Here is a 26,146-nt window from a genome sequence, read left to right on the forward strand (position 1 = left end):
CGGCGTCGTGGGTGTCGGTCAGGCTGGACGTTTGTCCGAGGGCTGCTCGGGGGCCTGCGTCGAGTCGTCGACGCGTTCCGAGGCGATCGGCGTGGCCTGTTGCGTCGGGGTGTCGTCCTGCTTGGAGTCCGACTGCATCTCCTTGATCTCCGACTTGAAGATTCGCATCGACTTACCAAGCGAACGCGCCGCGTCCGGGAGCTTCTTGGCACCGAAGAGCAGCACGAACACAGCGATGACGATTACCCAGTGCCAGGGTTGTAGACCGCCCAATTTGGTCACCTCCAGACGTCTCGGCCAGTCTACCGCTCTCCCGCGCCGGCCTCGTAGGCGCGCAGCGCCGCGGCGGCCGTTTCCCGGACCTGACGCGCCAGGGTCTGCGGTTCGAGCACCCGCACGGCCGGGCCGAAGCCGAGCACGAACCGCGCCATCCAGTCCTCGGAGGCGTAGGTCATCGCGGCCTCGACGGCGCCGTCGGGCAGCTCGCGGATCTCGCGCAGCGGGTAGTAGTCGAACATCCAGGCCGCCGACGGGGCGATCAGCAGCGTCGCTGAGGGAAGCGACGGGTCGGCGTCGAACAGCGACGTGTCGGGTTCGTCCTGCACGGCGGGCGGCGGCGGCGACGACGGTTCGTCGAGCACGTGCGCGTCGACGATGCGGTCGAACCGGAACAGCCGCACCCCTTCGGCCGACCGGCACCACGCCTCCAGATAGCTGTGATCGCCGACCAGCACGACCCGGATCGGGTCGACGGTGCGGCTGGACAGCATGTCGTGCGACGCCGAGTAGTACTCGAGGGTCACGGCACGGCCGTCGCGCACCGCTTGGCGAACCGCGGCGGCGGCCTCGCTTTCGATCGGGGCGCGCTCGTCGACCGCGGCCACCGTCGCGCCGGTGCCCTGCCCCAACGCGCCTGCGGCCGATTCGATCTTGGCGATCGCGCTGCGCGCGGCCTCCGGGTCGAGGATGCCGGGCACATCTGCCAGCGCCCGCAGTGCCACCAGCACGCCCGTCGCCTCCGGCGAGGTCAGCCGCAGCGGATGGTCCATACCTGCCGAGAACGTGACTTCGATTGTGTCGCCGGAGAATTCGAAGTCGATGAGGTCACCTGGCCCGTAGCCGGGCAGCCCGCACATCCACAGCTGGTTGATGTCGTCGCGCAGTTGTTTGACGCTGACCCCCAGGTCGGCCGCCGCCTCGGCGTAGGTGATCTTCGGGTTGGCCTGGAAGTACGGCACCATGTTGAGCAGCCGCACCAGCCGCGAGGAGACGGCGCTCATGCCCGCACCTCGGGCACCGGCTCGGCCTGCGCGCGCAGCCGGGCCAGCACGTCGTCGCGCAGCGCCTCGGGCTCGAGTGCCACCGCGTCGGGTCCGTAGCTGGCGACTTCGCGGGCCAGCCGGTCGAGCATGCCGATGTCCACGCTGATCTCCTCGCCGGCGCGGCCGTCGAGCTCGCGCGGGCCGATGACCGTCGCCCGCCTGCGCAGCGCCGTGGCCCGGCCGTCGGCGACCCACACCCGCGCCTGGCCGCTGCTCGGCCACTCCCCGACGGCGCGGTCGACGATCTCGCGCAGGTTCACTCCCTCCGGCCGCTTCACCGCCCCGACCGGCCCGATCGGCGTCACCTCGGCGCCGATGCGGGACAGCCGGAACGTGCGCGTCGCGTTGCGGTCGCGGTCATGGCCCACCAGATACCAGCGGCCCTTGGTGGTGAGCACGCCCCACGGCTCGACGGTGCGGGTGGTGTAGGGCTCGCTGCGCGACGACCGGTGCGGGAACTGCACCGCTTGGCCGGAGTCGATGGCGGACAGCAGCATTCCGAGCACGTCCTCGGAGCCGCGCAGGCCGGGCAGCGCCCCCGTGGAGGTGATCGAGACGCCGGCGTCGACGGCGTCGATGTCGACACCCGCGGCACGCAGTTTGAGCAGCGCGCCCTGGGTGGCGGTGATGAGCTCGGGTGATTCCCACAGCTGGGTGGCCACCGCCACGGCCGCGGCCTCGTCGGCGGTCAGCTCGACGGGGGTCAGCGCGTAGGCCTCGCGGTTGATGCGGTAGCCCTCGGTCGGGTCGAACTGCGACACCCGGCCGGTCTCCAGCGGGATGCCGAGGTCGCGCAGCTCGTTCTTGTCGCGCTCGAACATCCGCGAGAACGCCTCGTCGCTGGCGTGTTCGGAGTAGCCGTAGACGGTCTCGCGGATGCGCTCGGCGGTGATGAAGGTGTTGGTGGACAGCAGCGCGATGACGAGGTTCATCAACCGTTCGACTTTGGAGATCGCCACTGGGATCAGCTTACTGGGACACGGCCTAGTCACATGCTGGCGATCAGGCGCTTGACCCGTTCGTCGACCGAGCGGAACGGGTCCTTGCACAACACCGTGCGCTGCGCCTGGTCGTTGAGCTTGAGGTGCACCCAGTCGACGGTGAAATCGCGCCCGGCTTCCTGCGCCGCGGCGATGAACTCACCGCGCAGCTTGGCGCGGGTGGTCTGCGGCGGGGTGTTGACCGCGGCTTCGATCTCCTCGTCGGTGGTGATCCGGGCCGCCAGCCCCTTGCGCTGCAGCAGATCGAACACGCCGCGACCGCGTTTGATGTCGTGGTAGGCCAGGTCGAGCTGGCTGATCTTCGGGTCGGACAGCTCCATGTTGTAGCGGTCCTGATAGCGCTGGAACAGCTTGCGCTTGATCACCCAGTCGATCTCGGTGTCGACCTTCGCGAAGTCCTGGCTCTCGACCGCGTCGAGTTGGCGTCCCCACAGGTCGACCACCTGCTGGATCTGGGTGTCGGGTTCGCGGTTCTGCAGGTACTCGACCGCGCGCGCGTAGTACTCGCGCTGGATGTCCAGCGCGCTGGCCTGCCTGCCGCCCGCCAGCCGCACCGGGCGCCGCCCGGTGAGGTCGTGGCTGACCTCGCGGATGGCGCGGATCGGGTTGTCCAGCGAGAAGTCGCGGAACGCGATGCCCGCCTCGATCATCTCCAGCACCAGCGACGCGGTACCCACCTTGAGCATCGTGGTGGCCTCGCACATGTTGGAGTCGCCGACGATGACGTGCAGCCGTCGGTACTTCTCGGCGTCGGCGTGCGGTTCGTCGCGGGTGTTGATGATCGGCCGGCTTCGGGTGGTGGCGCTGGAGACGCCCTCCCAGATGTGCTCGGCGCGTTGGCTCAAGCAGAACGTCGCGGCCTTCGGCGTCTGCAACACCTTGCCCGCGCCGCAGATCAACTGGCGGGTGACCAGGAACGGCAGCAGCACGTCGGAGATCCGGGAGAACTCCCCTGCACGCACGATCAGGTAGTTCTCGTGGCAGCCGTAGGAGTTGCCCGCCGAGTCGGTGTTGTTCTTGAACAGGTAGATGTCGCCGCCGATGCCCTCGTCGGCCAGGCGCTGCTCGGCGTCGATCAGCAGGTCTTCGAGCACCCGCTCGCCGGCCCGGTCGTGGGTGACGAGCTGGGTGAGGCTGTCGCATTCGGCGGTGGCGTATTCGGGGTGGCTGCCCACATCGAGGTACAGCCGCGCGCCGTTGCGGAGGAAAACGTTGGAACTGCGGCCCCACGACACCACGCGCCGGAACAGGTAGCGGGCAACTTCATCGGGACTGAGTCGACGATGGCCGTGGAACGTGCAGGTGACACCGAATTCTGTCTCGATGCCCATAATTCGTCGCTGCACGTCATCGAGACTACTGGTTGTCCGCGGGCAAAGGCGGGCCGCCGCGCGGAAACAGTGAGTCGGAACGCCGCACGCCGGTATCGTTCTGCCATGGCGGAGACGTCTTACGCCGCCTGCGGCGATCTCAGCCTCGCGTATCAGGTATTCGGCGACGGCCCGGTCGACGTCGTCTACGCGGGGTCGTTCGTCAGCCATGTCGAGTTGTTCTGGACCATGCCCGAGTTCGAGTCCTTCATGAACCGGCTGGGAACGTTCTGCCGCATCGTCATGTTCGACAAGGCCGGGGTCGGCCTGTCCGATCCCGTGCCGCGAGTTCGCACTCTGGATGACCGAGCGGCCGAAATCGAGGCCGTCATGGATGCCGTCGGCTTCAGAAAGGCGGTCCTCTTCGGTGTCAGCGAGGGCGGCCCGGCCGCTCTGGTGTTCGCCGCGACCCGACCCGAACGCACGCAGGCGTTGATCCTTGTCGGCACGAGTTCATTCACCGGCTTCTTCAACGGGTGGGAGGACGTCGACCGCGACCCGGCCGAGATGCGGCCGCGGATGTTGCGCGAACTGGGTGAGGACTACACGCCGACGACGGAACAGATCGCCCACTGGCTGGAATTCGCCCGCGCCACCCGCTCACAATGGGGCACCGGTACGGCACTCAGCGTTCTGGTGCCATCGACCAACGCCTCGATGCGTCAGCTCGCGATGCTCGAGCGGATGAGCGCCAGCCCCGGGATGGCGCGGGCGACGCTGGAAGCGGTGTGCCGGATGGATGTGCGACCGATCTTGCCGGCCATCACCGCGCCCACGCTCGTCATTCACGCACGGCACGACTTCGTTCCCGTGCAGGGCGGCCGGTATCTGGCCGACCACATTCCCGGCGCGCGGATGCTGGAAGTCGACAGCCGGGACCACGCGCCGTGGATCTCCGACCCCGACCGGATAACCGCCGAGATCGAGGAGTTCCTCACCGGCAGCCATGCCGCGCCGTCACAGGCACATCGCGCGCTGCGCACCGTGCTGTTCACCGACATCGTCGCGTCGACGGAGCATGCCGCGGCGACCGGCGACGAGCGGTGGCGCACGCTGCTGCACCGCTTCGGCGAGATCACCACCGAACTCACGGGACGCTACGGCGGCACCGTGGTGAAAAGCACCGGCGACGGACACCTCATCACGTTCGACGGCCCGACCCAGGCCATCCGCTGCGCCGAGACCCTGCAAGCAGAGGCCGAGAGCCTCGGCATCCGGATTCGCATCGGTGTCCACACCGGCGAATGCGAGCTGCTCGACGGCGACATCGGCGGGATAGCGGTGCATATCGCCGCGCGGATACTCGCCCGGGCCGGCGCCGGCGACATTCTGGTCTCCAGCACTGTCCGTGACCTCGTCGTGGGCTCGGGGACCGGGTTTGAGGACCGCGGCAGCGTCGAATTGCGTGGTGTGCCGGGTATCTGGCAACTCCTGGCGGTCGCTCGCCACGGTGCGCAAGCGGGGTCGGCCGAAGCCAATCTGATCGCCACGCCCACGCCGGGCCCTCGATCCGTGATGCGCCGGTCAGACCGCGCCGTGGCCGTGTTCGCCAGACGAACGCCGTGGGTACTCCGCGGGTTCGCCCGCGGTCAGGCACGCCGGCGGGCCGGCGCAAGAGCGTCGTGATCCGGGCCTGAAGATCACCGGCGAGCAGACGCAGAAGCGTGTCGCGATGTCGAGAAAAACCCCTTTTGCGTCTGTTCGCGCTACAAACCCGGCGAAAATGGGCCGATGTGGTCGCGCAGCGCCCCGGTGGACGGGTTCCGGCTGGCCTTCGACCGGTTCGGCACCCCCGGCGCGCCGCCGGTGGTGCTGCTGCACGGCTGGCCCGGCAACCGGCACGACTACCGCCACGTCGTACCGCTGCTGGCCGACGCCGCCGACGTCATCGTGCCCGATCTGCGCGGTTTCGGCGGGTCTGACAAACACGCCGTCGCGGTGCGGCATTTCTACAGCGCGACCGCGCAGGCCAGCAGCATCATCGGGCTGATCCGGGAACTCGACCTGCCGCCGGTGGTGCTCGCCGGATACGACGTCGGCAGCCGCGTCGCGCAGAGCGTGGCCCGGATGCAGCCCGACCTCGTCGCGGCGCTGGTGCTGTCGCCGCCGCTGCCCGGCGCCGGGGACCGGGTGCTCAGCGCGCACGCCCAGAGCGAGTTCTGGTACCAGGCCTTCCACCAGCTACCGGTTGCCGCGCAACTGATCGACGGCAATCCCGACGCGGTGCGGGACTACCTGCGCCACTTCTGGGTTCACTGGTCGGGCCCGAACTTCACCCTGCCGGAGGAGGAATTGGAGCGGCTGGTGGGCGACTACGCGCTGCCCGGCGCGTTCGCCGCGTCGATCGCGTGGTACCGCGCGGGCGCCGGGATGATCGCTCAGGCGCTCACCGAGCTACCGCCGGAGCGGGCCATCAAGATTCGCGTGCCCGCCGAAGTGTTGTGGCCCCAGCACGATCCGCTGTTTCCGCGGGAATGGTCCGATCGGCTCGAGCACTACTTCACCGACGTACAGGTCAATTTCGCGTTCGACTCCGGGCATTTCACCCCGCTGGAGTGCCCGCGGCAGTTCGCCGAGTTGATCCTCATCCGCGCTGCGCCCGACGCGGAGCCGACGGCGCCCTAGGAGCTGCCGGCCTGATCTTCAGGGTCTTCGGGCAGCAGCCCGTCGAGCGCCGAGCCGGTGATCCGGCGGAAGGCCCGCCGCGGCCGGTTGACGTCCAGGATCGCCACTTCCAGCGTCGCAGGCCCGAGGTTCCGCGGTTCCCCGTTGGTGTCGACCTTCTTCAGCGCATCGACCGCGATCTTCACCGCGTCGGCCAGGCTGGCGTTCTCCCGATAGGACTCGTTGAGCGCCGTGGTGATCGGATCGGTGGTGCCACCCATCACCACGAAGTGCGGCTCGTCGGCGATCGACCCGTCGTAGGTGATGCGGTACAGCTCAGGCGGTTTGGACTCGCCGTAGTGTGCGACCTCGGCGACGCACAGCTCGACCTCGTACGGCTTGGCCTGCTCGGTGAAGATCGTGCCGAGCGTCTGCGCGTACACGTTGGCCAGCTGGCGGCCGGTGACATCGCGGCGGGCATACGCATAACCGCGGGTGTCGGCGAACTGGATACCGCCACGCCGCAGGTTGTCGAACTCGTTGAAGCGGCCGACCGCGGCGAACCCGACCCGGTCATAGAGTTCACTGACCTTCTGCAGTGAACGCGAGGGGTTCTCGGCGACGAACAACACCCCGTCGGCATAGGCCAGCACCACCACGCTGCGGCCCTTGGCAATTCCCTTACGTGCGAGCTCCGAACGCTCGCGCATCGCCTGCTCGGGCGAGATGAAGTATGGAAAGCTCACGTGTCTCCCCGCGCGTCGGTCGACCGGTGGGTGGCATCCGGACCGAAGGTGTCGGTGCGCGAACGGTTTTCGATGACTTGGCGCGCGATCTCGGCGATCCGTTGTTCGGGCACCTCCTCGGCGCCGTCTGCGCTGATGATCACCGCCGTCGGATAGATCCCGCGCACCAGATCCGGCCCGCCGGTCGCCGAGTCGTCGTCGGCGGCGTCGTAGAGCGCCTCGACGGCCACCCGCAGCGCCGAATCGCCGTCGCGGACTTGGGAGTACAGCTTCTTCATCGACGACTTGGCGAAGATCGAGCCCGATCCCACCGACTGGTAGCCCTCTTCCTCGTAGTTCCAGCCGCCCGCGGCGTCGAACGACACGATGCGCCCGGCCGCCTGGGGGTTGGGGTCGTCGAGGTCGTATCCGGCCAGCAGCGGCAGCGCCACGAAGCCCTGCAGGGCTGCGCCGAGGTTGCCGCGCACCATCGTGGACAGCCGGTTGACCTTCCCGGCGAACGTCAACGGCACGCCTTCGAGCTTTTCGTAGTGCTCGAGTTCGACCGCGTAGAGCCGGGCGAACTCGACAGCGATCGCCGCGGTACCCGCGATACCGGTCGCGGTGTAGTCGTCGGTGATGTACACCTTCTGCACGTCGCGGCCCGCGATCACGTTGCCCTGGGTGGAGCGGCGGTCGCCGGCCATCACCACGCCGCCGGGGTACTTCAGCGCGACGATCGTGGTGCCGTGCGGCACCGCGTCGGTGGCGGCGACCTGGGTGTTCACGGGTAGGAGCTCCGGCGCCTGACGGCGCAACAGGTCAGAGAAGGACGACAGGTCCATGGATACAGAGGGGGCTACCGGGATGGAATGAAAAAAGGGGGTGGGCGTGGCCGGCTTTTCGCGGTCGGGCCAGCTCACTGTCCACCTTTCTGGACGTACGCGCGCACGAAGTCCTCGGCGTTCTCCTCCAGAACGTCGTCGATCTCGTCGAGCAGATCGTCGGTTTCCTCCGCCAGCTTCTCGCGACGCTCCTGCCCGGCGGCCGTGCTGCCGGTGAGGTCGTCGTCCTCGCCGCCACCACCGCCACGCTTGGTCTGCTCCTGAGCCATCGCTGCCTCCTGCTATGTCTATAGCCGTCGCGGGCGGGCCTACTGCTGCCCGCCGTGCCTCCACAGTACCGGTCGGCACGCGAAATGCCGGGCTTAGTGTGATCAGGTCGTGAGCTGTTCAACCAGTTCGACGGCGCTGTCCACCGAGTCGAGCAGGGCGCCGACGTGCGCTTTGCTGCCGCGCAGCGGCTCGAGCGTGGGGATCCGGACGAGTGAATCGCCGCCCAGGTCGAAGATGACCGAGTCCCAGCTGGCGGCCGCGATGTCGGCCCCGAACCGCCGCAGGCACTCACCACGGAAGTACGCGCGGGTGTCGGTGGGCGGGTTGTCGACGGCGTCAAGCACCTGCTGCTCGGTGACCAGCCGTTTCATCGATCCGCGCGCCACCAGCCGGTTGTAGAGGCCCTTGTCGAGGCGCACATCGGAGTACTGCAGGTCGACGAGGTGCAGCCGCGGCGCCGACCAGGCCAGGTTCTCCCGCTGCCGGAAGCCCTCCAGCAGCCGCAGCTTGGCGGGCCAGTCGAGGATCTCCGCGCACTCCATCGGGTCGCGCTCCAGCAGATCCAGCACGTGCGCCCACGTCTCGACGATGTCGTTGGCGCGCGGGTCGGGATCGCGGCTGTCCACCAGCTTGGCCACCCGGTCGAGGTAAATGCGTTGCAGCGCAAGTCCGGTCAATTCGCGGCCGTCGGCGAGCGCCACGGTGGCGCGCAGCGACGGGTCGCGGCTGAGCACATGCACCGCGTGCACCGGCCGCGCCAGCGCCAAATCGGTGAGGTCAGCTCCGAATTGTGGGCCCTCTTCGATGAGGTCGAGCACCAGCGCGGTGGTGCCGAGCTTGAGGTAGGTCGACGTCTCCGACAGGTTGGCGTCGCCGATGATCACGTGCAACCGGCGGTACTTGTCGGCGTCGGCGTGCGGCTCGTCGCGGGTGTTGATGATGCCGCGTTTGAGCGTGGTCTCCAGGCCGACCTCGACCTCGATGTAGTCGGCGCGCTGTGAGAGCTGGAAGCCCGGCTCGTCACCGGAGGGCCCGATGCCGACCCGTCCCGAACCGGTGATCACCTGGCGCGACACCAGGAACGGTGTCAGGCCGGCGATCACCGCGGAGAACGGCGTCTGGCGCGACATCAGGTAGTTCTCGTGCGAGCCGTAGGAGGCGCCCTTGCCGTCCACGTTGTTCTTGTAGAGCTGCAGTTTGACGGCCCCCGGCACGCTGGCGACGTGCCGCGCGGCGGCCTCCATCACCCGCTCACCGGCCTTGTCCCAGATCACCGCGTCGAGCGGGTCGGTGGTCTCCGGCGCCGAATACTCCGGGTGGGCATGGTCGACGTACAGCCGCGCGCCGTTGGTGAGGATCATGTTGGCGGCGCCGACCTCGTCGGCGTCCACGATCGGCGGCGGCCCCGCCGAGCGGCTCAGATCGAATCCGCGGGCGTCGCGCAGCGGCGATTCCACCTCGTAGTCCCAGCGGGTGCGCTTGGCCCGCTGGATCCCGGCGGCGGCCGCATAGGCCAGCACCGCCTGCGTCGACGTCAGAATCGGATTCGCGGTCGGATCGGACGGCGACGAGATGCCGTACTCGACCTCAGTGCCGATAATCCGTTGCATGTCGCCCAGCGTAGGCGACGCCGCGCAGTAGCCTGCCACCGTGCCGTCCAATCGCCAGGCCAAAAAGGCCGACGAGGTCGCGCTCCGACGCGCCGCCGATGCGTGGTTCCTCGACCACGGACTGCCCGCCGTGCTGCGGCCGGGCGCCCTGGTCCGGCGGGTCTGGCCGCGTTCGGCGCCTGCGCTGGCGGCGTTCGCGGTGTTCATGGTCAATTCCGCACTCGTGGTATCGGTCACCGGCAAGCACACCATCGACATCGACGGGCAGCCGACCCGCACCGAATGGTTCGTGCTGGCGCTGGTGATCCTGGTGCTGCCTGCCGCGGCGTTGGTCGGCTGGCTGGTGTCACGCATCCGCACGGTGTCAGGACGCACCGTGGCCGCGACGGTGTCGCTGGCCGTCGCCGTCGCGGGCGGCGTCGTCGGCGGCCCCGGCCCGCGGGTGATCGGGGACTTGATCTTCATGGCGATCGTCGTCGCGGTCACCCTGGCGGCCACCGCATCCGGCACCGGTTCGATCATGAGCTGGACGGCGCGGATGACGTTGTCGCACCTGGCCGCTGCGGGTTCGCTGGTGATCCGGGCCCTACCGGTGCTGCTGCTGACGATTCTGGTGTTCTTCAACTCGCCGGTGTGGTTGATGGCGGCCAAGATCTCGCGGGAGCGGATGTGGCTGGTGCTGGTGTTCCTCGGGTTGATCGCCGCGACCTTCCTGGTCTCGGTGACCGGCGACAGGTTCCGCCCGCTGATGGAAACCCAGGGCCTGCTCGACGGCCGTGAAGCACACTTGGACGCAACACCTTTCGAGGCGATGCCGGATCCGCCCGACACCCTCCCGCTGCGCAGGCCCGAGCAGGCCAACGTGATGTTCGTGTTGGTGGCCTCCCAACTCGCGCACATCTTCGTCGTCGCCGTCGTCACGGCGCTGATCTTCCTTGTGCTGGGGCTGATCGTGCTCTCCCCCGACGTGTTGGCCGCCTGGACGCAGCACGGGTCAAGCGACGGAACACTTCTCGGCATGACGATCCCCGTGCCGCAGGCGCTGATCCACGTCACCATGTTCTTGGGCGCGTTGACGTTCATGTACGTCAGCGCCAGGTCGGTCGGCGACAGTGACTACCGGACGCAGTTCCTCGACCCGCTGACCGAGGGTCTGCGGCTGACGTTGGTGGCGCGCAACCGCTACCGGGCCTACGTCGCGGCGCGCTGAACCCCTGAGCCGGGCAGGCGAGCGTGCGGGTCTGAGTGCGACACGCCGGGTACTTTCACGATTTCGCGCACGCTCGTCGCGGCAGCACCGCTACGTTCGCGGGTATGTCCGACGACATCACAACGACGACCGACGTCTTCGGGAAGCGCTACGGCGAGGTCCTGCTGGTGCGCAACGGACCGAACGGTCCGGAAGCCACTGTCTACAACACCTTTCCGCTCAACGACTGTCCCGCCGAGCTGTGGGAGAAGCTCGACGCGCAGGCCATCGCGGCGGACAACGGCGCGGTCGCCGCGCTGCTCAACGGGCCCCGATACTGGCTGATGAGCAGCATCGGCAAACGCGGCCGAGAAGCACTGGAACGCAAGACCTTCGGCGGCATCGAGATGATCCGCCAGGCGACCGTGCAGATGGCGTCGATGAACCCGGCGCCGTACCACGTCAACCGGGTGGACCGCAAAGCGGTGTTCACCTTCGACGCCGGCCGCGAGATCTACGAACTCGTCGACCCCGACGGCCGCACCTGGGTGATGCAGACCTGGAGCCAGACGGTGGATCCGTCGCTGTCGCTGGCCGACCTGCCCGGGCTGGCCGCCCGGCTGTCGCTGCCTGCGGGCTGGACCTATCGGTCGCGGGTGCCGACGTCGCCGTTGGTGGTCGACACCGCGACCGAGGACGCCTGTGTGACGCAGGACGACCTGGCCAACAGCTACTCCCTGCAGACCTGATCGACCCACGGCGCGAGCGTGGGCTACAGGTACTGGCCCAGGTTGCTCTCGGTGTCGATCGCCCGGCTGGCCGACGACGTCTTGCCGGTGACCAGCGTGCGGATGTAGACGATCCGCTCGCCCTTCTTGCCCGAGATCCGTGCCCAGTCATCGGGATTGGTGGTGTTGGGCAGGTCCTCGTTCTCGGCGAACTCGTCGACGATCGAATCCAGCAGATGCTGGATCCGAAGACCGGGCTGACCGGTCTCCAGCACCGACTTGATCGCGTACTTCTTGGCCCGGTCGACGACGTTCTGGATCATCGCGCCGGAGTTGAAGTCCTTGAAGTACATGACCTCTTTGTCGCCGTTGGCGTAGGTCACCTCGAGGAACCGGTTGTCGTCGATCTCGGCGTACATCCGGTCGACGACCTTCTCGATCATCGCCTTGATGGTCAGCGACCGGTCGCCGTTGAACTCGGCGAGGTCGTCGGCGTGCACCGGCAGGTCCTCGGTCAGGTACTTGCTGAAGATGTCCTGCGCCGCTTCGGCGTCCGGCCGCTCGATCTTGATCTTGACGTCCAGGCGGCCGGGCCGCAGGATCGCCGGGTCGATCATGTCCTCGCGGTTTGAGGCGCCGATGACGATGACGTTCTCCAGCCCCTCGACGCCGTCGATCTCGCTGAGCAGCTGGGGCACGACCGTGGTCTCCACGTCCGAGCTCACGCCCGTGCCGCGGGTGCGGAAGATCGAGTCCATCTCGTCGAAGAACACGATCACCGGGGTGCCCTCGGACGCCTTCTCGCGCGCCCGCTGGAAGATCAGCCGGATGTGGCGCTCGGTCTCGCCGACGAACTTGTTCAGCAGCTCCGGGCCCTTGATGTTGAGGAAGTAGCTCTTGGCCTCCCGGGCGTCGTCGCCGCGCACCTCGGCCATCTTCTTGGCCAGCGAGTTGGCCACCGCCTTGGCGATCAGCGTCTTACCGCAGCCGGGCGGACCGTAGAGCAGCACGCCCTTGGGTGGACGCAGCGAGTACTCCCGGTACAGCTCCTTGTGCAGGAACGGCAGCTCGACCGCGTCGCGGATCTGCTCGATCTGGCGGCCCAGCCCGCCGATGTCGTTGTAGCTGACGTCGGGCACCTCCTCGAGCACCAGGTCCTCGACCTCGGCCTTGGGAATCCGCTCGAAGGCGTATCCGGCCTTGGTGTCGACGAGCAGCGAGTCGCCCGGCCGCAGCCTGCGGGGCCGGCCGTCGTCAGGTGCGCCGTCGTCATCGGGCAGGTCCCCGGCCGAGACCAGTGGCTCGGCCAGCCAGACGATGCGCTCCTCGTCGGCGTGACCCACGACGAGTGCGCGATGACCGTCGGCGAGAATCTCACGCAGCGTGCTGATCTCACCGACCGCCTCGAAGTTGCCGGCCTCCACGACCGTCAGCGCTTCGTTCAGCCGGACGGTCTGGCCCTGCTTGAGCGTCTTGGCGTCAATGTTCGGCGAGCACGTCAGGCGCATCTTGCGGCCGGAGGTGAACACGTCGACGGTGTCGTCGTCCTGCACTCCGAGCAGCACGCCGTAACCGCTCGGCGGCTGGCCGAGGCGGTCGACCTCCTCGCGCAAGGCGAGCAGCTGCTGGCGAGCCTCTTTGAGAGTTTCCATCAACTTGGCGTTTCGAGCCGCAAGCGAATCGATGCGCGCCTCGAGCTGATGCACATCACGCGCGCTGCGCAGCCCGCTCTGCGAGCCCACCGAGTTCTCCAACTGCTCCCGCAGAAGCGCGGCCTCCCGGCGCAGCTCCTCGAGCTCAGCGGCATCTTCGCTGGACATGCCTGATTCGCGGCTGCCGAAACCCTCTGGGTAGGGTTCGGAACGCTCGGATTCACTCATGTTGCGCCCCTTCCCGCACCGGAAGTTGGTGCAGTAACAACATCAACGCTACCGGCGATTCACGCATCGTGTGCGGTGTAGCAATTCGACACACCACCACTACTTGTTAACCTCTCTGCTCAGTTGGGCCGATCGAAAGGACAATCGTGACCCTGAAAACCCTCGTTACCGGCGTGGCAGCGGCTGCTGTCGTGGGCGGTGCGGCGGCGGGTGTGGCTTCCGTTGCATCCAATGTGAATTCTGCCGCGCCGACCGTGCAACCGGTGGTATGGGACACCCCCATGCCGCAGGCGCCGGCCCCGGAGCTCGAGGGCCCGCTGCTGACGACGCTCAACGCGCTGGCCGGTGGAGGCTCCTTCCGTGGCGCCAAGGAGGCCTACATTCAGGGCGGCATCGGGCGCATCGAGGCCATCACCGCGGACCGTGCGTTCAACAACGCCGCGGAGCGCGGCGTATTCCCGCTGTCCTTCACCCTCTCCGGAATTGAGCAGAACGGCGGGTCGGCGACCGCGAACGTCACCGCCACGGCCGCCAACGGCTCGGTGGCCACCCAGAACGTCCTCTTCGTCGCGGGTCCGAGTCCGACCGGCTGGCAGATCTCGAAGTCGTCGGCCCTGGCCCTGCTGTCGGCAGCCGGCTGATCCGTCCGGTGCGCCGCACCACGCACTTCCTCGTCCTGAGCGCCGTCGCGATCGCGGCGGCGCTCGGGCTGGGCGCGTGTGGCTCGGACGAGCCGCCCCCTCCCGCGGTCAGCGAGACGCTGCCGCCCATCACCAAACCTCCGACGGTGCCGCCGTCCGAGCCCGCCCCAGCCGCGGCCCCGCTTCCGCCCGACACCGCGCTGACCGACGTGATCTACCGGTTGGCCGATGCGGCCGTGCCCGGCACCGAGAAGCTCACCCTGGTGCAGCACGCCACCCCCGACGACGCTGCCGCGCTGGACAAGTTCGCCCGCGCACTGGCCGACGGCGGCTTCGTCCCGCTGACCGTGGAGGCGCACGACATGCACTGGTCGCAGGGTGAGCCCGGTGGCATCATCGCGCGCATCGTCATCAGGCCCGCCGACCCGCAAGCCGGCGAGTTCGCCTTTCCGATGGAGTTCAGCCCCGCCCAAGACAGCTGGCAGCTGACCCGACAGACTGCCGACGTGCTGCTGTATGCGGACAAGGACCCGTCCCCGACACCCACGCGCTGACCGATGTGGATCGGCTGGCTGCAGTTCGACCTCATGCTCGGCGACGTGCGGTCGCTGAAGCAGAAGCGGTCGGTGATCCGGCCCGTCATCGCCGAACTGCAACGCCGGTTCGCCGTGTCGGCGGCCGAGACCGGCGCCCAGGACCTGTATCGACGCGCCAACATCGGCATCGCGGTGGTGTCCGCGGACCGCAAGCACGTGGTCGACGTGCTCGACGCCGCCGAGCGGATGGTGGCCGCCCGCCCCGAGATGGAGCTGCTGTCGGCGCAGCGGGGTCTGCTGCGCAGCACCGACGCTTAGTCCGCGCGCCGAGTCCGACGCTTTGGTCGTTTCGCGCGGGCCGATTTCGACCATTGCGTCGGTCTCGGGGCGATCGAGCTAGATGCCGCTGCCGAGTTGACGTTTGCGCCGCGCCGGCATCGGCGCCACCGCGCCGGGCGCCAGTCTGCGCGCACTGATGAGAAACGCCGTGTGTCCTCGCATCGTGTGCTGCGGGCGCACCGCGAGCCCGACGACGTGCCATCCGCGCTGCATGCTCTCCCAGGCCCTGGGCTCGGTCCAGCACTGCTGCTCGCGCAGCGCCTCCACCGCGCGCGACAGCTGGGTCACCGTCGCGACGTAGATCATCAGCACACCGCCCGGCACCAACGCGCTCGCGACCGCCTCCAGCACCTCCCACGGGGCCAGCATGTCCAGGACGACGCGGTCGACCTCGGGGCCCGCGTAGTCGGCGAGGTCGCCGATCACCAACTCCCAGTTGTCCGGCCGCTCGCCGAAGAAGGTGGCGACGTTGCGAGCCGCGTGCTCGGCGTGGTCCTCGCGCACCTCGTATGACGTGACCCGGCCCTCGCGTCCGACGGCGCGCAGCAGCGAGCACGTCAGCGCGCCGGATCCCGCGCCGGCCTCCAACACCCTGGCGCCCGGGAAGATGTCGCCCTCATGCACGATCTGGGCGGCGTCCTTCGGGTAGACCACCTGCGCGCCGCGCGGCATCGACATCACGTAGTCGACCAGAAGCGGGCGCATCACCAGGAACTGGTCGCCGCTGGTCGACTTCACGACGCTGCCCTCGGGAAGCCCGATCACGCCGTCGAGCGAGATGACGCCGCGATGGGTGTGAAACTCACCGCCGGGCGTGAGCACCATCGTGTAGTGCCTGCCCTTCGCGTCGGTGAGCTGAACGCGATCGCCCACGGCGAACGGACCGGTCCGCGAATTCCCTGCCACAGCCTTTCAGCGTGCCAGTCGACGCGCCGCCACGACTGCCCGGGGTTGTCAGAGCCGGGTCATAGGCTGCTCCCATGACCGACGTGCCCGCGCGCAGCCAGCCGGACGGGCCGGATCAGACGATCCGGCGTCCGGCGTTGTCACCGTCGCGCGCGGCCGACTTCAAGCAGTGCCCGCTGCTGTATCGGTTCCGCGCGATCGACCGGTTACCGGAGCCGCCGTCGCCCGCGCAGGTGCGTGGCTCGGTGGTACACGCGGCCCTGGAGCGGCTCTACGGGCTGCCCGCCGCCGAACGGCACCGCGAGACGGCGCTGACGCTCGTCGTCCCGGCCGCCGAGCAGCTGGTGGCGGCCGACCCCGGGCTGGCCACGCAGATAGACCACACCCTGCTGGACGAGGCGCGGGCGTTGTTGTCGGGCTATTACCGGCTGGAGGATCCGAGGCGGTTCGACCCGCAGAGCTGCGAACTGCGAGTCGAGGTCGAGCTCGAGGACGGCACGCTGCTGCGGGGTTTCGTCGACCGCATCGACGTCGCGCCCACCGGGGAGCTGCGGGTGGTCGATTACAAGACCGGCAAGGCGCCGCCGGAGGCGCGCGCGGCGGCCGAGTTCAAGGCCATGTTCCAGATGAAGTTCTACGCGGTGGCGCTGTTGCGCTCACGCGGTGTGGTGCCTACCCGGTTGCGGCTGCTGTACCTGGCCGACGGCCAGATCCTGGACTACACCCCTGACACCGAAGAGCTGCTGCGATTCGAGAAGACGCTGATGGCGATCTGGCGGGCCATCCAAGCCGCCGGGGCCAGCGGCGATTTCCGGCCCAGCCCGTCGCGGCTGTGTGACTGGTGCGCCCACCACGCGCACTGCCCGGTGTTCGGCGGCACACCTCCCCCATATCCGGGCTGGCCGCAGGTGCCCGACGAAGGTGAGGGCCCGGCAACCGAGGTGGTGCTGCACCGCGCGGAGCCGGCCGCGTGATCGACTGCCACTACCGCCGAGCCGGCGTCGACGGCGAGTTCGCGGTCTTCGATTCCACCGACGGCACCCGCAGCAACTGGGATCCCGAAATCCAGCACGGCTCACCGCCGCTGGCGCTGATGACCAAGCACATCGAAGCGCTCGCGGGCGATTCCGGGTTGCGCATCGGGCGGCTGACGCTCGACATCCTCGGCGCGATCCCGGTGGCCCGGGTCCGGGTGCGGGCCTGGGTGGACCGGCCGGGTAAGCGGATCTCGTTGATGGTCGCCGAGATGTCCGCGCAGCGGCCCGACGGCGACTATCGGGTGGTTGCGCGCGTCACGGCGTGGCTGCTGGCCACCAGCGACACCGCCGACGTGGCCACCGATCGCTATCCCCCGCTGGTCGAGGGCGAGGCGTTGGCGGTGCCGCACGGCTGGCATGGCGCACCGGGCTACCTCGAGACGGTGAGCTGGCGCAGACAGTCCGACACCGGTGACACCGGAAACGTGATCTGGCTGAGCCCGCTTGTCGCGCTGGTGGATTCCGAGCCGACGACGGATCTGCAGGCCCTCGCGATGGTGGTCGATTCGGCCAACGGGGCCGGGGCGGCGCTCGACCCCGAACGGTTCGTGTTCATGAACACCGACACCGCTGTGCATCTGCACCGGTTACCGGTGGGCACCGACTTCGCGTTGCGTAGCCGCGGCTCGATCGGGCCCGACGGCATCGGGGTGACCACCGCGGAAATCTTTGACCGCCAGGGCTTTATCGGCACGTCGGCGCAGACGCTGCTGGTGCAGCGCCGCTGAGACCGTATATACGCTTACGTCTATATAGATGATGTGCAATACTTGCGGGCATGGACGTCTTCGAAGCGGTCGCCGAACCGAGTCGGCGCGCCCTGCTCGATGCGCTCATCGACGGCGAGCGCACCGCCGGTGAACTGGTCGCGACGCTGCCCGAGCTGACCCAGCCGACAGTGTCCCGGCACCTGCGGGTGCTGCGCGAGGTCGGGTTGGTCGAGGTTCGCCCCGACGCCCAGCGCCGGATCTATGCGCTGCGCGCCGACGGCCTGGTCGCCATCGACAAGTGGATCGAACGCTATCGGCAGTACTGGGCCGATCATCTGGATGCCCTGGAGCGTCATCTTCACGAAACCCACGGGGACCGGAAATGACCGCGCGCGAAGGCAAACTCACCGTCGACGGTGACCGCGCCGTGCTCACCTTCGAGCGTCACCTGCCGTACTCGGTGGAGGCGGTGTGGTCGGCGATCACCGACCCGGGCGAGCGTCGCCAGTGGTTCGGTGAGACGACGATCGATGCGCGCGAGGGCGGCTCGATCGACATGGTCGCCACCGGCCCGCCGCTTCCCCCCGAGCGCAAGCGAATGACGGGCCGCATCCTGGTGTGGGATCCGCCAAGAGTCCTTGAGCACGAATGGAAACAGCCGATCGTCGAGGACGGCGTGGTGCGCTACGAACTGATCCCCGACGGCGACGGCACGCTGCTGCGGTTCACCCACCGCGGCCTGGGTGTGGGCAATGCCAAGGGATTTCGCAGCGGCACCCACGCGTTTCTCGATCGGCTCGAAGCCTACCTCGCGGGCGACGCGTTGCCGGATTGGATGACGCGCCGTCAAGAGATCACCGGATCAACACGATTGGAGTTCGACTGACATGACGCACAACGGTTCTGACATCGCAGCGCCCGCGCTGGCGGTCGCCTACCAATCCGGGTTCGGGCACACCGCGGTGCTCGCCGACGCTGTCGCCGCGGGCGCGCGGGAGGTCGGCGCGGACGTCACGGTGATCGCCGTCGACCGGATGACCGAGACCGACTGGGACGTCCTGGACGGCGCCGACGGGATCGTGTTCGGCAGCGCGACCTACATGGGCAATGTCTCGGCGGGTTTCCAGGCGTTCGCCGAGAAGACCGGCAGGCGCTGCGTCGAGGGCACCTGGCGGGACAAGACCGCCGCCGGCTTCACCAACTCGGGCGCCAAGTCCGGCGACAAGCTCAGCACGCTGATGTCATTGGCCGTGTTCGCGGCGCAACACCACATGCACTGGGTCAACCTGGGACTGCCCCCGGGATGGAACAGTTCACGCGGCAGCGAAAGCGATCTCAACCGGTTGGGCTTCTGGCTGGGCGCGGGCGCGCAGACCGACGTGGACGCCGGAACCGACCGGGTTCACGCCGCCGATATCCAGACCTGCCGTCACCTCGGGGCGCGGGTAGCGCTGGTGACCCGGCAGCTCAACATCGGACGTTCGGCTACGTCAGCGGGGTCATCTCCTGCAGCATCGTCGGCACCAACTCGCTGACCGTGGGGTGGATGTGCATGGTGCGCGAGATCGCGGTGTAGGGCTCGTCGACGGTCATGATGTCGAGGATCGCGTGGATGACCTCGTCGCCGCCGACGCCCAGGATCGCCGCGCCGAGGATCTTCTCGGTTTCGGCGTCCACCACCACCTTCATGAACCCCTGGGTCTCGCCCTTCTCGACGGCACGCCCGACCCTGGTCATCGGCCGCTTGCCCACCAACGCCTTTCGGCCTGACCGGCGTACCTGCTCGGCCGTCATACCGGCCCGGCCCAGCGGCGGATCGATGTAGAGCGCATAGGTCAGCACCCGATCGCTGACACGGCGCGGATCGTCGTCGAGCAGGTTGGCCGCGACGATCTCGTAGTCGTTGTACGACGTGTGGGTGAACGCGCCTCGGCCGTTGCAGTCCCCCAGCGCCCAGATGTGGCCGACGTTGGTGCGCAGCTGATCGTCCACCACGATATGGCCCCGCTCGTCGGTTTCGACGCCGGCCTTGTCCAATCCGAGGTCGTCGGTATTGGGCTGCCGACCCACCGCCATCAGCAGATGGGTGCCCGAGACGGGTTGCGCGCCGTCGCGGGGGATCACCTCGAAACCGTTGTCGCGCTTTGCGAACCGGATGGCGGTCGCGTCAACGACCACCTCGATGCCCTCGGCTTCCAGGATCTCCTTGATCGCGGCCGAGACGTCCTCGTCCTCCCTCGACGTCAGCCGTGGCCCCTTCTCGATCACCGTGACCTCGGCACCGAACCGCCGGTACATCTGCGCGAACTCCAACGCGATGTAGCTGCCGCCGATGATCACCAGATGCTCTGGCACCGTGTCGAGTTCGAGGATCCCGACGTTGGTCATGTAGTCGATCTCGGACAGTCCGGGCATGTCGGGAGCCACGGCCCGGCCGCCGACGTTGAGGAAGATCCGGTCGGCCTCCAGCACGCGGTCGTCGACGCGGATGGTGTGCGGGCTCTCGAACCGGGCGTGACCCCGGATCATCGTGCATCCGGGCATGCCCTCCAGCCAGCCTTCCACCCCTCGGCGGTCGCCGTGGACAATGTCGTCCTTGCGGGCCTTCACTTTTCGCATGTCGACGGTGACATCGCCTGTGGTGACACCGTATTCGGCGCCACGTCGCGCCAGGTGCGCCGCGTGCGCGCTGGCCACCAGCGTCTTGGTGGGGATGCAGCCGTAGTTGACGCAGGTGCCGCCGACGAGTTTGCGCTCGATCACCGCGACCTGTTGCCCGGCCTCGGTCAGCCGGCCCGCCAGCGGTGGGCCCGCCTGACCGGCGCCCACGATGATCGCGTCGAACTTCTCTGTCATGTGCCGCTCAGACCAGGCTGACGAGGAACGCGATCAGGAATCCGCCGCCGACGGCGACGATGTCCTCGAGAATGGCGCCGGGGCGGTCCTGTCCGTCGCGCAGCGACGCCAACCGCTCCCGCGCGGCCGCGCCCGCCAGGGTGCCCAGCACCGCACCGATGATTCCGGCGCCCAGCGCGCTGAAGGTGTGGAAGAACGCACTGCCGATGACGGCACCGGCGAAGCCGCCCATGAGGAGCCTGGTGAGGAACTGAAGGGCCGTCTTGCGGCTCGGCGTCTTCGGCAGTTGGTCGGTCACCAACTCGACCAGGAGAAGGATCGTCAACACCGTGACGGTGATCGGGTGCGCCATCCACTCAGACCACTTGTCGCCCACGTCGATCCAGCCCAGCACTGCGCCCCATGAGACGATCGCGGGCGCCGTGAACGCACGCAGACCGGCGATGACACCGATCAGCAGAGCGAGCAAGAGTACGAGGGCTTGTGTCATGTCGACCTCCGACCGGTGATAACGACATTCGGACGCTAACACGGCCCCCGCGCGCCGTCAGGGTGAATCAGATGCGGCAGAACCGGATGTCGGAGGCCAGGATCGCCTTGGCGCCGATGGATCCCAGCTCGTCCATGATGGCGTTGACGTCACGACGGGGCACCAGCGCGCGAACGGCCACCCACGCGGTGTCGGCCAGCGGGGCGATGGTGGGTGACTCCAGCCCGGGTGTGACAGCGATCGCGTCGTCGAGGGCGCTGCGCGGACAGTCGTAGTCCAGCATCAGATACTGCTGGCCGAACACCACACCCTGCACACGCCCGGCCAATTGGTCACGCGCCGAGCGGTTGTCGTCGGAGGCGTCGACGCGTTCGATGAGTACGGCCTCTGAGTCGCACAGCGACTCGCCGAACGCCACCAGGTTGTGCAGGCCCAGGGTGCGGCCCGAACCCACCACGTCCGCGATCGCGTCGGCGACGCCGAGTTGTACCGAGATCTCAACCGCCCCGTCCAGACGGATCACGGTCGCGTCAATCCCCTTGTCCGCCAAATCTTTCCGCACCAGATTTGGAAACGCCGTCGCGATCCGCTTGCCCGCGAGGTCCTCGACCCGCCACGGACGACCGGCCGGCGCGGCGTAGCGGAACGTCGAGTACCCGAACCCCAGCGCGAGGCGTTCGCGCACCGGTGCCCCGGATTCGGCCGCCAGATCGCGCCCGGTGATGCCGAAGTCGAGTTCTCCGGACCCGACGTAGATGGCGATGTCCTTGGGCCGGAGAAAGAAGAACTCGACGTTGTTGGCCGGGTCGACGACGGTCAGGTCCTTCGAGTCGGTGCGACGGCGGTATCCGGCTTCCGACAGGATCTCGGAGGCCGGTTCCGAAAGCGTGCCCTTGTTGGGTACCGCGACCCGCAGCATCTCGGTCACAGCTTCGCGTACACGTCGTCGAGCGTGAGCCCACGCGCGATCATCAACACCTGCGTCCAATACAGCAATTGGCTGATCTCCTCGGCCAGGGCCTCGTCGCTCTCGTGTTCGGCGGCCAGCCACACCTCGCCGGCCTCTTCGAGGATCTTCTTACCGAGCCCGTGCACGCCGCCGTCGAGCGCGGCGACGGTTCCGCTGCCGGCGGGCCGGGTCCGCGCGCGCTCGGACAGTTCGGCGAACAGGGCTTCGAAGGTCTTCACGGCCTGCGATTGTTTCACGCCGGACCGGTGCGGGTCACGCGGGTTATTTCGCGTAGGTTGCCAGACTGCGTGTTGCTGCCATGCAGCGGCGGGCCGATTCTGCGGGTGCCATGGCGACTCTGTCGTCGCTTTCCGGCCGAGCCCCCAGGGCGTCGCCGACGGGCGGGCGAGCCCCGCGGCTGTCGGTTCTCACTCGTCCTGCTGTATCAGAACCGCACTTCAAGATCCTGGTTGACGAGCCTGCGCACTCCCCAGAAGTAGGTGATCAACGGCATCGTGCACCACAGCAGGTTGATGAGGACGAACTTGACCCACATCTCCACCGGAGACGACATGCTTTCCAGGTTGTTCGCGATTTCGGTGCCGAAGTAGACGGCGGGCAGAGTCACCTCGACGATCATGCCGGCCATGATCAGCGACAACTGATGGCTGGTAAATCGTTTGCCGTTTCGGAAGAACTGGAACAGCGCATAGGCCTCGAATATCCCGACGAACAGAGCGATCCATTCCATGCAGACGATGAGGGGATCTCCGGTGAGGTAGCGCGCGTCGCCGCCGAGCAGGATGGGCGCCCACATGTAGGTCCACAGCGCCCCGTTCTCGACGCCCTCCACGATCTGATCGAAGAGCAGCAGCCACGGAAGTTCCCAAATGAAACGTGGGGATGAGTGCGATGAAGACCCACACGATCACCATCGCTCCCAAACGGTCGGCCCGTGTCCAATCCCGGCGGTCTCCGACTCGGAGCCAGGGCAACGCAAGCGCCGTCACGAAGCAGCCGACCACGACGACCACCATCACCGTCGAGGCAACAGGCTGAGGGACCCCCGCACGAGTTTCGAGGTACCAGAACACCGGGTGGATCGCGAAGAAGAAGGCAAGCACTCCGAAGAGCGACTTCTGCAGTGAGGAGAGTCCGCGTCGCACGGGCGCCTCCCCTGCCCCGCCGTGTCTGATCGTCTCTGTCATGAGCGATGGCCTCCGCATCGAGGGTTTCGCCGACCGGAACGTCCGACGCGACGATTGGAGTGGATGTGCGCCGCACGTATCACCGAACTCTAGTTTTAGAGCACATGCGATGTTGTAACATTCGATAGTTTTTGGGAGGTTTCTGGAAGAGGGTGCAGGGGCGAAGTCACCGGCAACAGGCCGCGATACGTTGGTGGAGTCGCGTTGCCCCCCAACACCTTCGAGCCACCCCCTCGTTTACGTGAGCAGATTGTCACCTGGAGTAAAAGGGCGTTTGGTGGGAACACAGTGGGGGCGGCACACGAAGGTTCGTGTGGCCGCAGCACTCTTGCCGACCGCCACGGTCACATCGACCGCGCCGCGCGGGGTCCGATGATGGTGCCGCCGTACTCGGAAATAGTCTGCGCGGCAACGGGAATGCCCTCGCCAAAGGCCTTGCGGCCCAGATCGGTCACCTGGGTGCCGTCAACCCCACGTCCGCAAGCTCACCGCCACCGGCGACCCATCGACGCGTCTCAACGCCGCACACGAATAAGCACGAATAGGATCGACGCGTGCGGCTCGTGAACACCACCCCACTGGCAGAACTCCGGCCATTGCCCGTTGGGCGTGCCGAGCGTCGTCGCAGCCGCACCGAGACACCGCTGACACGAGTCGCAAACCGATGACAGCCAAATCCCCACGCGGTTCAACGCCACGACGGTCCCGCCACAGAAGCCAAGAACGCGCAGACCGCACACGCGAGCTGGTCATCGAAGAAACCATCAGGTGTATACGCGAAGAAGGCTTCGCCGCGGCCAGCACCCGACACATCATCGAACGTGCCGGCGTCAGCACCGGCGTCGTTCAATACCACTTCGGAGACCGAGACGGCCTACTCACCGCCGTCATCGACCACGCCGTCACCACCTTGGTCACCTCGATCAACGATCTCGTCAACGAAGTCGAAGGCATCAAGGACACCGAAACCCGCATGCGGGCACTCACCGATGCCGCCTGGAAAGTCTTTCTCAACCCCGCCAGCCTGACAGCGATGGAAATTCTGATCGCCACCAGATCATTTCGTTCCAAACTCGGAATGGAGCAACTCGTCAGCCTCCAACCAGGGCTCGAACGCATCGCCTCGCTCCTCGGCACGTCCTCGCCCCACGTCACCGCAATCACCGACCTTCTATGGGCAGCACCCGTGGGCCTCATGGTCGGCCAAATGGTCGCAGACGTCCCCCTGCCGACAGAGCCACAACGTCAAGCCATGGCACAGCTCATGATTGATCACCTGCGCATCAGCCAAGGCGGCCCTGCACCGCGTGGCGGCCGAAGCGCCCGCAAGCACTGACACCGAGACCGACCGCTGATTCCCAGCCGGTCACGCGGGTTTAGCCGGCGGGCTGTTCGTGCGGCCGGGTGTCGCGTTGCATGTCCTCCAGGTGCATGCCCTTGGTCTCCTTCACCCAGCGCAAGACGAACACGAACGACAGCACGGCGCACACCGCGTAGAAGCCGTAGGCCCCGCCCAGCATGTCGCGCAGACCCGGGAACGTCACGGTGATCAGCCAGTTGGCCACCCACTGCCCGGCCGCGGCCAACCCGAGTGCCGCCGCGCGGATCCGGTTCGGGAACATCTCGCCGAGCAACACCCACACCACCGGGCCCCACGACATGCCGAACGAGACCACGAACAGGTTCGCCGCGATCAGCGCTATCGGCCCGGACGCACCGGAGAGCACGGGCTGTTCCTGGCCGTCGACGATCTCGATGCCCGCGGTCGCGAAGATCACCGCCATCGTGCTCAGGGTCACCGCCATGCCCGCCGAGCCGACCAGCAGCAGCGGCCTGCGCCCGACCCTGTCGATGAGCGCGATCGCGATCAGCGTGGTGACGATGTTGGTCACCGACGTGATCACGGTGATGAGGAACGCCTGGCTCTCGTCGAAGCCGACGGCCTCCCACAGGATGTTGGAGTAGTAGAAGATCACGTTGATGCCGACGAACTGCTGGAAGACCGACAACGCCAGCCCGACCCACACGATGCCGTAAATGCCGCCGGTCGGCTTGCGCAGATCCCGCCATGACGGCGGTTTGTCCGCCTTCAGCGACTCCTGGATCCGGGAGATCGTCAACTCCAGGTTCTTCTCCCCGAGCAGCTTGGTGAGCACCCGGCGCGCCTCCGGAATCCGGTAGTTGGCAACGAGATAACGCGGTGACTCGGGAATCGTGAACGCCAGCGTCCCGTACACGACGGCCGGGACCGCCATCATGAGGAACATCCAGCGCCACGCCTCCAGGCCGAGCCACAGGACCTCCCCGGAACCGCCGGCCAGATGGGCCAGCAGATAGTCGATGGCCAGCGACAAGAAGATGCCCGTGACGATCGCCAACTGCTGCAGGGAGCCGAGCCGGCCCCTGATCCGCGGCGGCGACGTCTCGGCGATGTACATCGGGGCGATCACCGACGCGACGCCGACCCCGACGCCCCCGACGATGCGGAACACCACCAGCATCCACAGCCCGGAGGGCAACCCGAGGTAGTGATCGTCGTTTCCGCCGATGAAGTTGAACGCCAGACCGGTGCCGAACGCGCTGATCAGAAACAGCAGTGCCGCCAGCTTCATGACCGCCAGCCGGCCGATCTTGTCGGCCAGCCCGCCCGCGGTCATCGCGCCGAGCGCCGCACCGAGCAACGCCGACGCCACCGCGAAGCCCAGACCCAGACCGCCGACGACGAACTCGTCCTCGATCGCGGCGACAGCGCCGTTGATCACGGCGCTGTCGTATCCGAAGAGCAACCCGCCCAGCGCTGCCACCGCGGCGATCCGCACGACTCGGCCGGCGTGTTCGGTTTCCTCGTAGTCCACCCCGGATTCGGCTCCACCGGCGGGTGCGTGGGTCATGTGGGCGCCTTTCCGCAGGATGCGTGACGAGAGTCACAT

28 protein-coding genes and 1 pseudogene are annotated in these 26,146 nt (G+C 67.7%); 13 read left to right on the plus strand and 16 right to left on the minus strand.

Annotation, left to right across the window (positions count from 1 at the left end):
* Positions 1-18 precede the first annotated feature (18 nt).
* From tatA to pafA, 4 genes are read right to left on the minus strand one after another with little or no spacing between them, the layout of a single operon-like run.
* A complete protein-coding gene (gene tatA, locus MELE44368_RS00635; protein WP_128106993.1) occupies positions 19-273 on the minus strand; it encodes a Sec-independent protein translocase subunit TatA in 255 nt (84 codons plus the stop codon).
* 29 nt (positions 274-302) lie between these two features.
* Complete coding sequence (locus MELE44368_RS00640; protein WP_128106697.1) at positions 303-1,280, minus strand: helix-turn-helix transcriptional regulator; 978 nt, start codon at positions 1,278-1,280, stop codon at positions 303-305.
* Entirely contained in the window at positions 1,277-2,281 is a 1,005-nt protein-coding gene (locus tag MELE44368_RS00645) for a helix-turn-helix transcriptional regulator (RefSeq protein ID WP_206613635.1), read from the minus strand. Before MELE44368_RS00645 ends, MELE44368_RS00640 begins: the two co-directional genes overlap by 4 nt.
* A 29-nt stretch (positions 2,282-2,310) precedes the next feature.
* Positions 2,311-3,669, minus strand: coding sequence for a Pup--protein ligase (gene pafA / locus MELE44368_RS00650; protein ID WP_109747108.1), 1,359 nt, complete (start codon positions 3,667-3,669; stop codon positions 2,311-2,313).
* Positions 3,670-3,759: 90 nt separating this feature from the next.
* Here pafA and MELE44368_RS00655 point away from each other — a divergent pair, with 90 nt between their 5' ends.
* Together MELE44368_RS00655 and MELE44368_RS00660 are read left to right on the plus strand one after the other, a co-directional pair.
* Positions 3,760-5,319, plus strand: a complete 1,560-nt coding sequence (locus tag MELE44368_RS00655; RefSeq protein WP_128106698.1) for an adenylate/guanylate cyclase domain-containing protein — start codon at positions 3,760-3,762, stop codon at positions 5,317-5,319.
* Between the two features lie 105 nt (positions 5,320-5,424).
* Positions 5,425-6,318, plus strand: a complete 894-nt coding sequence (locus MELE44368_RS00660; protein WP_128106699.1) for an alpha/beta fold hydrolase — start codon at positions 5,425-5,427, stop codon at positions 6,316-6,318.
* Here the strand turns inward: MELE44368_RS00660 and prcA are convergent.
* The 4 genes from prcA to dop all read right to left on the minus strand — a co-directional run bounded on the left by prcA (position 6,315) and on the right by dop (position 9,747).
* A complete protein-coding gene (gene prcA, locus MELE44368_RS00665) occupies positions 6,315-7,043 on the minus strand; it encodes a proteasome subunit alpha (protein WP_128106700.1) in 729 nt (242 codons plus the stop codon). The genes MELE44368_RS00660 and prcA overlap by 4 nt on opposite strands.
* Entirely contained in the window at positions 7,040-7,945 is a 906-nt protein-coding gene (prcB, locus tag MELE44368_RS00670) for a proteasome subunit beta (RefSeq protein ID WP_206613636.1), read from the minus strand. Before prcB ends, prcA begins: the two co-directional genes overlap by 4 nt.
* Positions 7,942-8,136 carry a ubiquitin-like protein Pup gene (locus tag MELE44368_RS00675; protein ID WP_003887572.1) on the minus strand — a complete coding sequence of 65 codons (195 nt, stop codon included), beginning with the start codon at positions 8,134-8,136 and terminating at the stop codon, positions 7,942-7,944. The genes prcB and MELE44368_RS00675 overlap by 4 nt, the downstream gene beginning before the upstream one ends.
* Before the next feature lie 102 nt (positions 8,137-8,238).
* Positions 8,239-9,747: a pup deamidase/depupylase gene (gene dop / locus MELE44368_RS00680; RefSeq protein ID WP_164889992.1), complete on the minus strand. Its 1,509-nt coding sequence runs from the start codon at positions 9,745-9,747 to the stop codon at positions 8,239-8,241.
* A gap of 40 nt (positions 9,748-9,787) precedes the next feature.
* On the opposite strand from dop, the gene MELE44368_RS00685 reads away from it, so the two are divergent.
* Together MELE44368_RS00685 and MELE44368_RS00690 are read left to right on the plus strand one after the other, a co-directional pair.
* The gene (locus MELE44368_RS00685; protein WP_128106702.1) at positions 9,788-10,957 is read left to right on the plus strand and encodes a hypothetical protein; all 1,170 of its coding nucleotides are present in this window, start codon (positions 9,788-9,790) and stop codon (positions 10,955-10,957) included.
* A gap of 104 nt (positions 10,958-11,061) precedes the next feature.
* Positions 11,062-11,685: a hypothetical protein gene (locus MELE44368_RS00690; protein ID WP_128106703.1), complete on the plus strand. Its 624-nt coding sequence runs from the start codon at positions 11,062-11,064 to the stop codon at positions 11,683-11,685.
* A 23-nt stretch (positions 11,686-11,708) separates the two neighbouring features.
* Here MELE44368_RS00690 and arc read toward each other — a convergent pair whose 3' ends face one another.
* A complete protein-coding gene (gene arc / locus MELE44368_RS00695) occupies positions 11,709-13,544 on the minus strand; it encodes a proteasome ATPase (RefSeq protein ID WP_128106704.1) in 1,836 nt (611 codons plus the stop codon).
* A gap of 146 nt (positions 13,545-13,690) precedes the next feature.
* Between arc and MELE44368_RS00700 the strand changes: the two genes are divergently transcribed.
* From MELE44368_RS00700 to MELE44368_RS00710, 3 genes are read left to right on the plus strand one after another with little or no spacing between them, the layout of a single operon-like run.
* On the plus strand, positions 13,691-14,185 hold the full coding sequence (locus MELE44368_RS00700; RefSeq protein ID WP_128106705.1) for an MTB12 family secreted protein: 495 nt from the start codon (positions 13,691-13,693) through the stop codon (positions 14,183-14,185).
* An 8-nt stretch (positions 14,186-14,193) separates the two neighbouring features.
* Positions 14,194-14,739, plus strand: coding sequence for a lipoprotein LppK (locus MELE44368_RS00705; RefSeq protein WP_206613637.1), 546 nt, complete (start codon positions 14,194-14,196; stop codon positions 14,737-14,739).
* Between the two features lie 3 nt (positions 14,740-14,742).
* A complete protein-coding gene (locus MELE44368_RS00710; protein ID WP_128106706.1) occupies positions 14,743-15,039 on the plus strand; it encodes a DUF503 domain-containing protein in 297 nt (98 codons plus the stop codon).
* 78 nt (positions 15,040-15,117) lie between these two features.
* Here MELE44368_RS00710 and MELE44368_RS00715 read toward each other — a convergent pair whose 3' ends face one another.
* Positions 15,118-15,966 carry a tRNA (adenine-N1)-methyltransferase gene (locus tag MELE44368_RS00715; RefSeq protein ID WP_128106707.1) on the minus strand — a complete coding sequence of 283 codons (849 nt, stop codon included), beginning with the start codon at positions 15,964-15,966 and terminating at the stop codon, positions 15,118-15,120.
* A gap of 74 nt (positions 15,967-16,040) precedes the next feature.
* Here MELE44368_RS00715 and MELE44368_RS00720 point away from each other — a divergent pair, with 74 nt between their 5' ends.
* The 5 genes from MELE44368_RS00720 to MELE44368_RS00740 are packed head-to-tail and all read left to right on the plus strand — an operon-like array spanning position 16,041 to position 19,248.
* Positions 16,041-16,940 (plus strand): RecB family exonuclease, encoded by a 900-nt coding sequence (locus MELE44368_RS00720; RefSeq protein WP_128106708.1) that lies wholly within the window; start codon positions 16,041-16,043, stop codon positions 16,938-16,940.
* Complete coding sequence (locus MELE44368_RS00725) at positions 16,937-17,731, plus strand: thioesterase family protein (protein WP_128106709.1); 795 nt, start codon at positions 16,937-16,939, stop codon at positions 17,729-17,731. Before MELE44368_RS00720 ends, MELE44368_RS00725 begins: the two co-directional genes overlap by 4 nt.
* A 50-nt stretch (positions 17,732-17,781) precedes the next feature.
* Entirely contained in the window at positions 17,782-18,099 is a 318-nt protein-coding gene (locus tag MELE44368_RS00730; RefSeq protein ID WP_128106710.1) for an ArsR/SmtB family transcription factor, read from the plus strand.
* Complete coding sequence (locus MELE44368_RS00735) at positions 18,096-18,599, plus strand: SRPBCC family protein (RefSeq protein ID WP_128106711.1); 504 nt, start codon at positions 18,096-18,098, stop codon at positions 18,597-18,599. The genes MELE44368_RS00730 and MELE44368_RS00735 overlap by 4 nt, the downstream gene beginning before the upstream one ends.
* 1 nt (position 18,600) lies before the next feature.
* On the plus strand, positions 18,601-19,248 hold the full coding sequence (locus MELE44368_RS00740; RefSeq protein WP_128106712.1) for a flavodoxin family protein: 648 nt from the start codon (positions 18,601-18,603) through the stop codon (positions 19,246-19,248).
* Here MELE44368_RS00740 and MELE44368_RS00745 read toward each other — a convergent pair.
* The 5 genes and pseudogenes from MELE44368_RS00745 to MELE44368_RS00765 form a co-directional block, all read right to left on the minus strand.
* Positions 19,199-20,569 (minus strand): FAD-containing oxidoreductase, encoded by a 1,371-nt coding sequence (locus MELE44368_RS00745; protein WP_128106713.1) that lies wholly within the window; start codon positions 20,567-20,569, stop codon positions 19,199-19,201. The two genes, MELE44368_RS00740 and MELE44368_RS00745, sit on opposite strands and share 50 nt — an antisense overlap.
* Before the next feature lie 7 nt (positions 20,570-20,576).
* Complete coding sequence (locus tag MELE44368_RS00750; protein ID WP_128106714.1) at positions 20,577-21,059, minus strand: DUF4126 family protein; 483 nt, start codon at positions 21,057-21,059, stop codon at positions 20,577-20,579.
* A 67-nt stretch (positions 21,060-21,126) separates the two neighbouring features.
* Positions 21,127-21,978, minus strand: a complete 852-nt coding sequence (gene hisG, locus MELE44368_RS00755; protein ID WP_128106996.1) for an ATP phosphoribosyltransferase — start codon at positions 21,976-21,978, stop codon at positions 21,127-21,129.
* Between the two features lie 5 nt (positions 21,979-21,983).
* Complete coding sequence (locus MELE44368_RS00760; protein ID WP_128106715.1) at positions 21,984-22,265, minus strand: phosphoribosyl-ATP diphosphatase; 282 nt, start codon at positions 22,263-22,265, stop codon at positions 21,984-21,986.
* Positions 22,266-22,453: 188 nt separating this feature from the next.
* A pseudogene (locus MELE44368_RS00765) lies at positions 22,454-23,216 on the minus strand (hypothetical protein).
* 664 nt (positions 23,217-23,880) lie between these two features.
* Between MELE44368_RS00765 and MELE44368_RS00770 the strand changes: the two are divergent.
* Positions 23,881-24,552 (plus strand): TetR/AcrR family transcriptional regulator, encoded by a 672-nt coding sequence (locus MELE44368_RS00770; RefSeq protein WP_128106716.1) that lies wholly within the window; start codon positions 23,881-23,883, stop codon positions 24,550-24,552.
* 40 nt (positions 24,553-24,592) lie between these two features.
* On the opposite strand, the gene MELE44368_RS00775 is transcribed toward MELE44368_RS00770, so the two are convergent.
* The gene (locus tag MELE44368_RS00775; RefSeq protein WP_128106717.1) at positions 24,593-26,107 is read right to left on the minus strand and encodes a sugar porter family MFS transporter; all 1,515 of its coding nucleotides are present in this window, start codon (positions 26,105-26,107) and stop codon (positions 24,593-24,595) included.
* Between the last annotated feature and the right edge of the window lie 39 nt (positions 26,108-26,146).

Source organism: Mycolicibacterium elephantis DSM 44368, from assembly GCF_004014805.1.
GTDB classification, from domain to species: domain Bacteria; phylum Actinomycetota; class Actinomycetes; order Mycobacteriales; family Mycobacteriaceae; genus Mycobacterium; species Mycobacterium elephantis.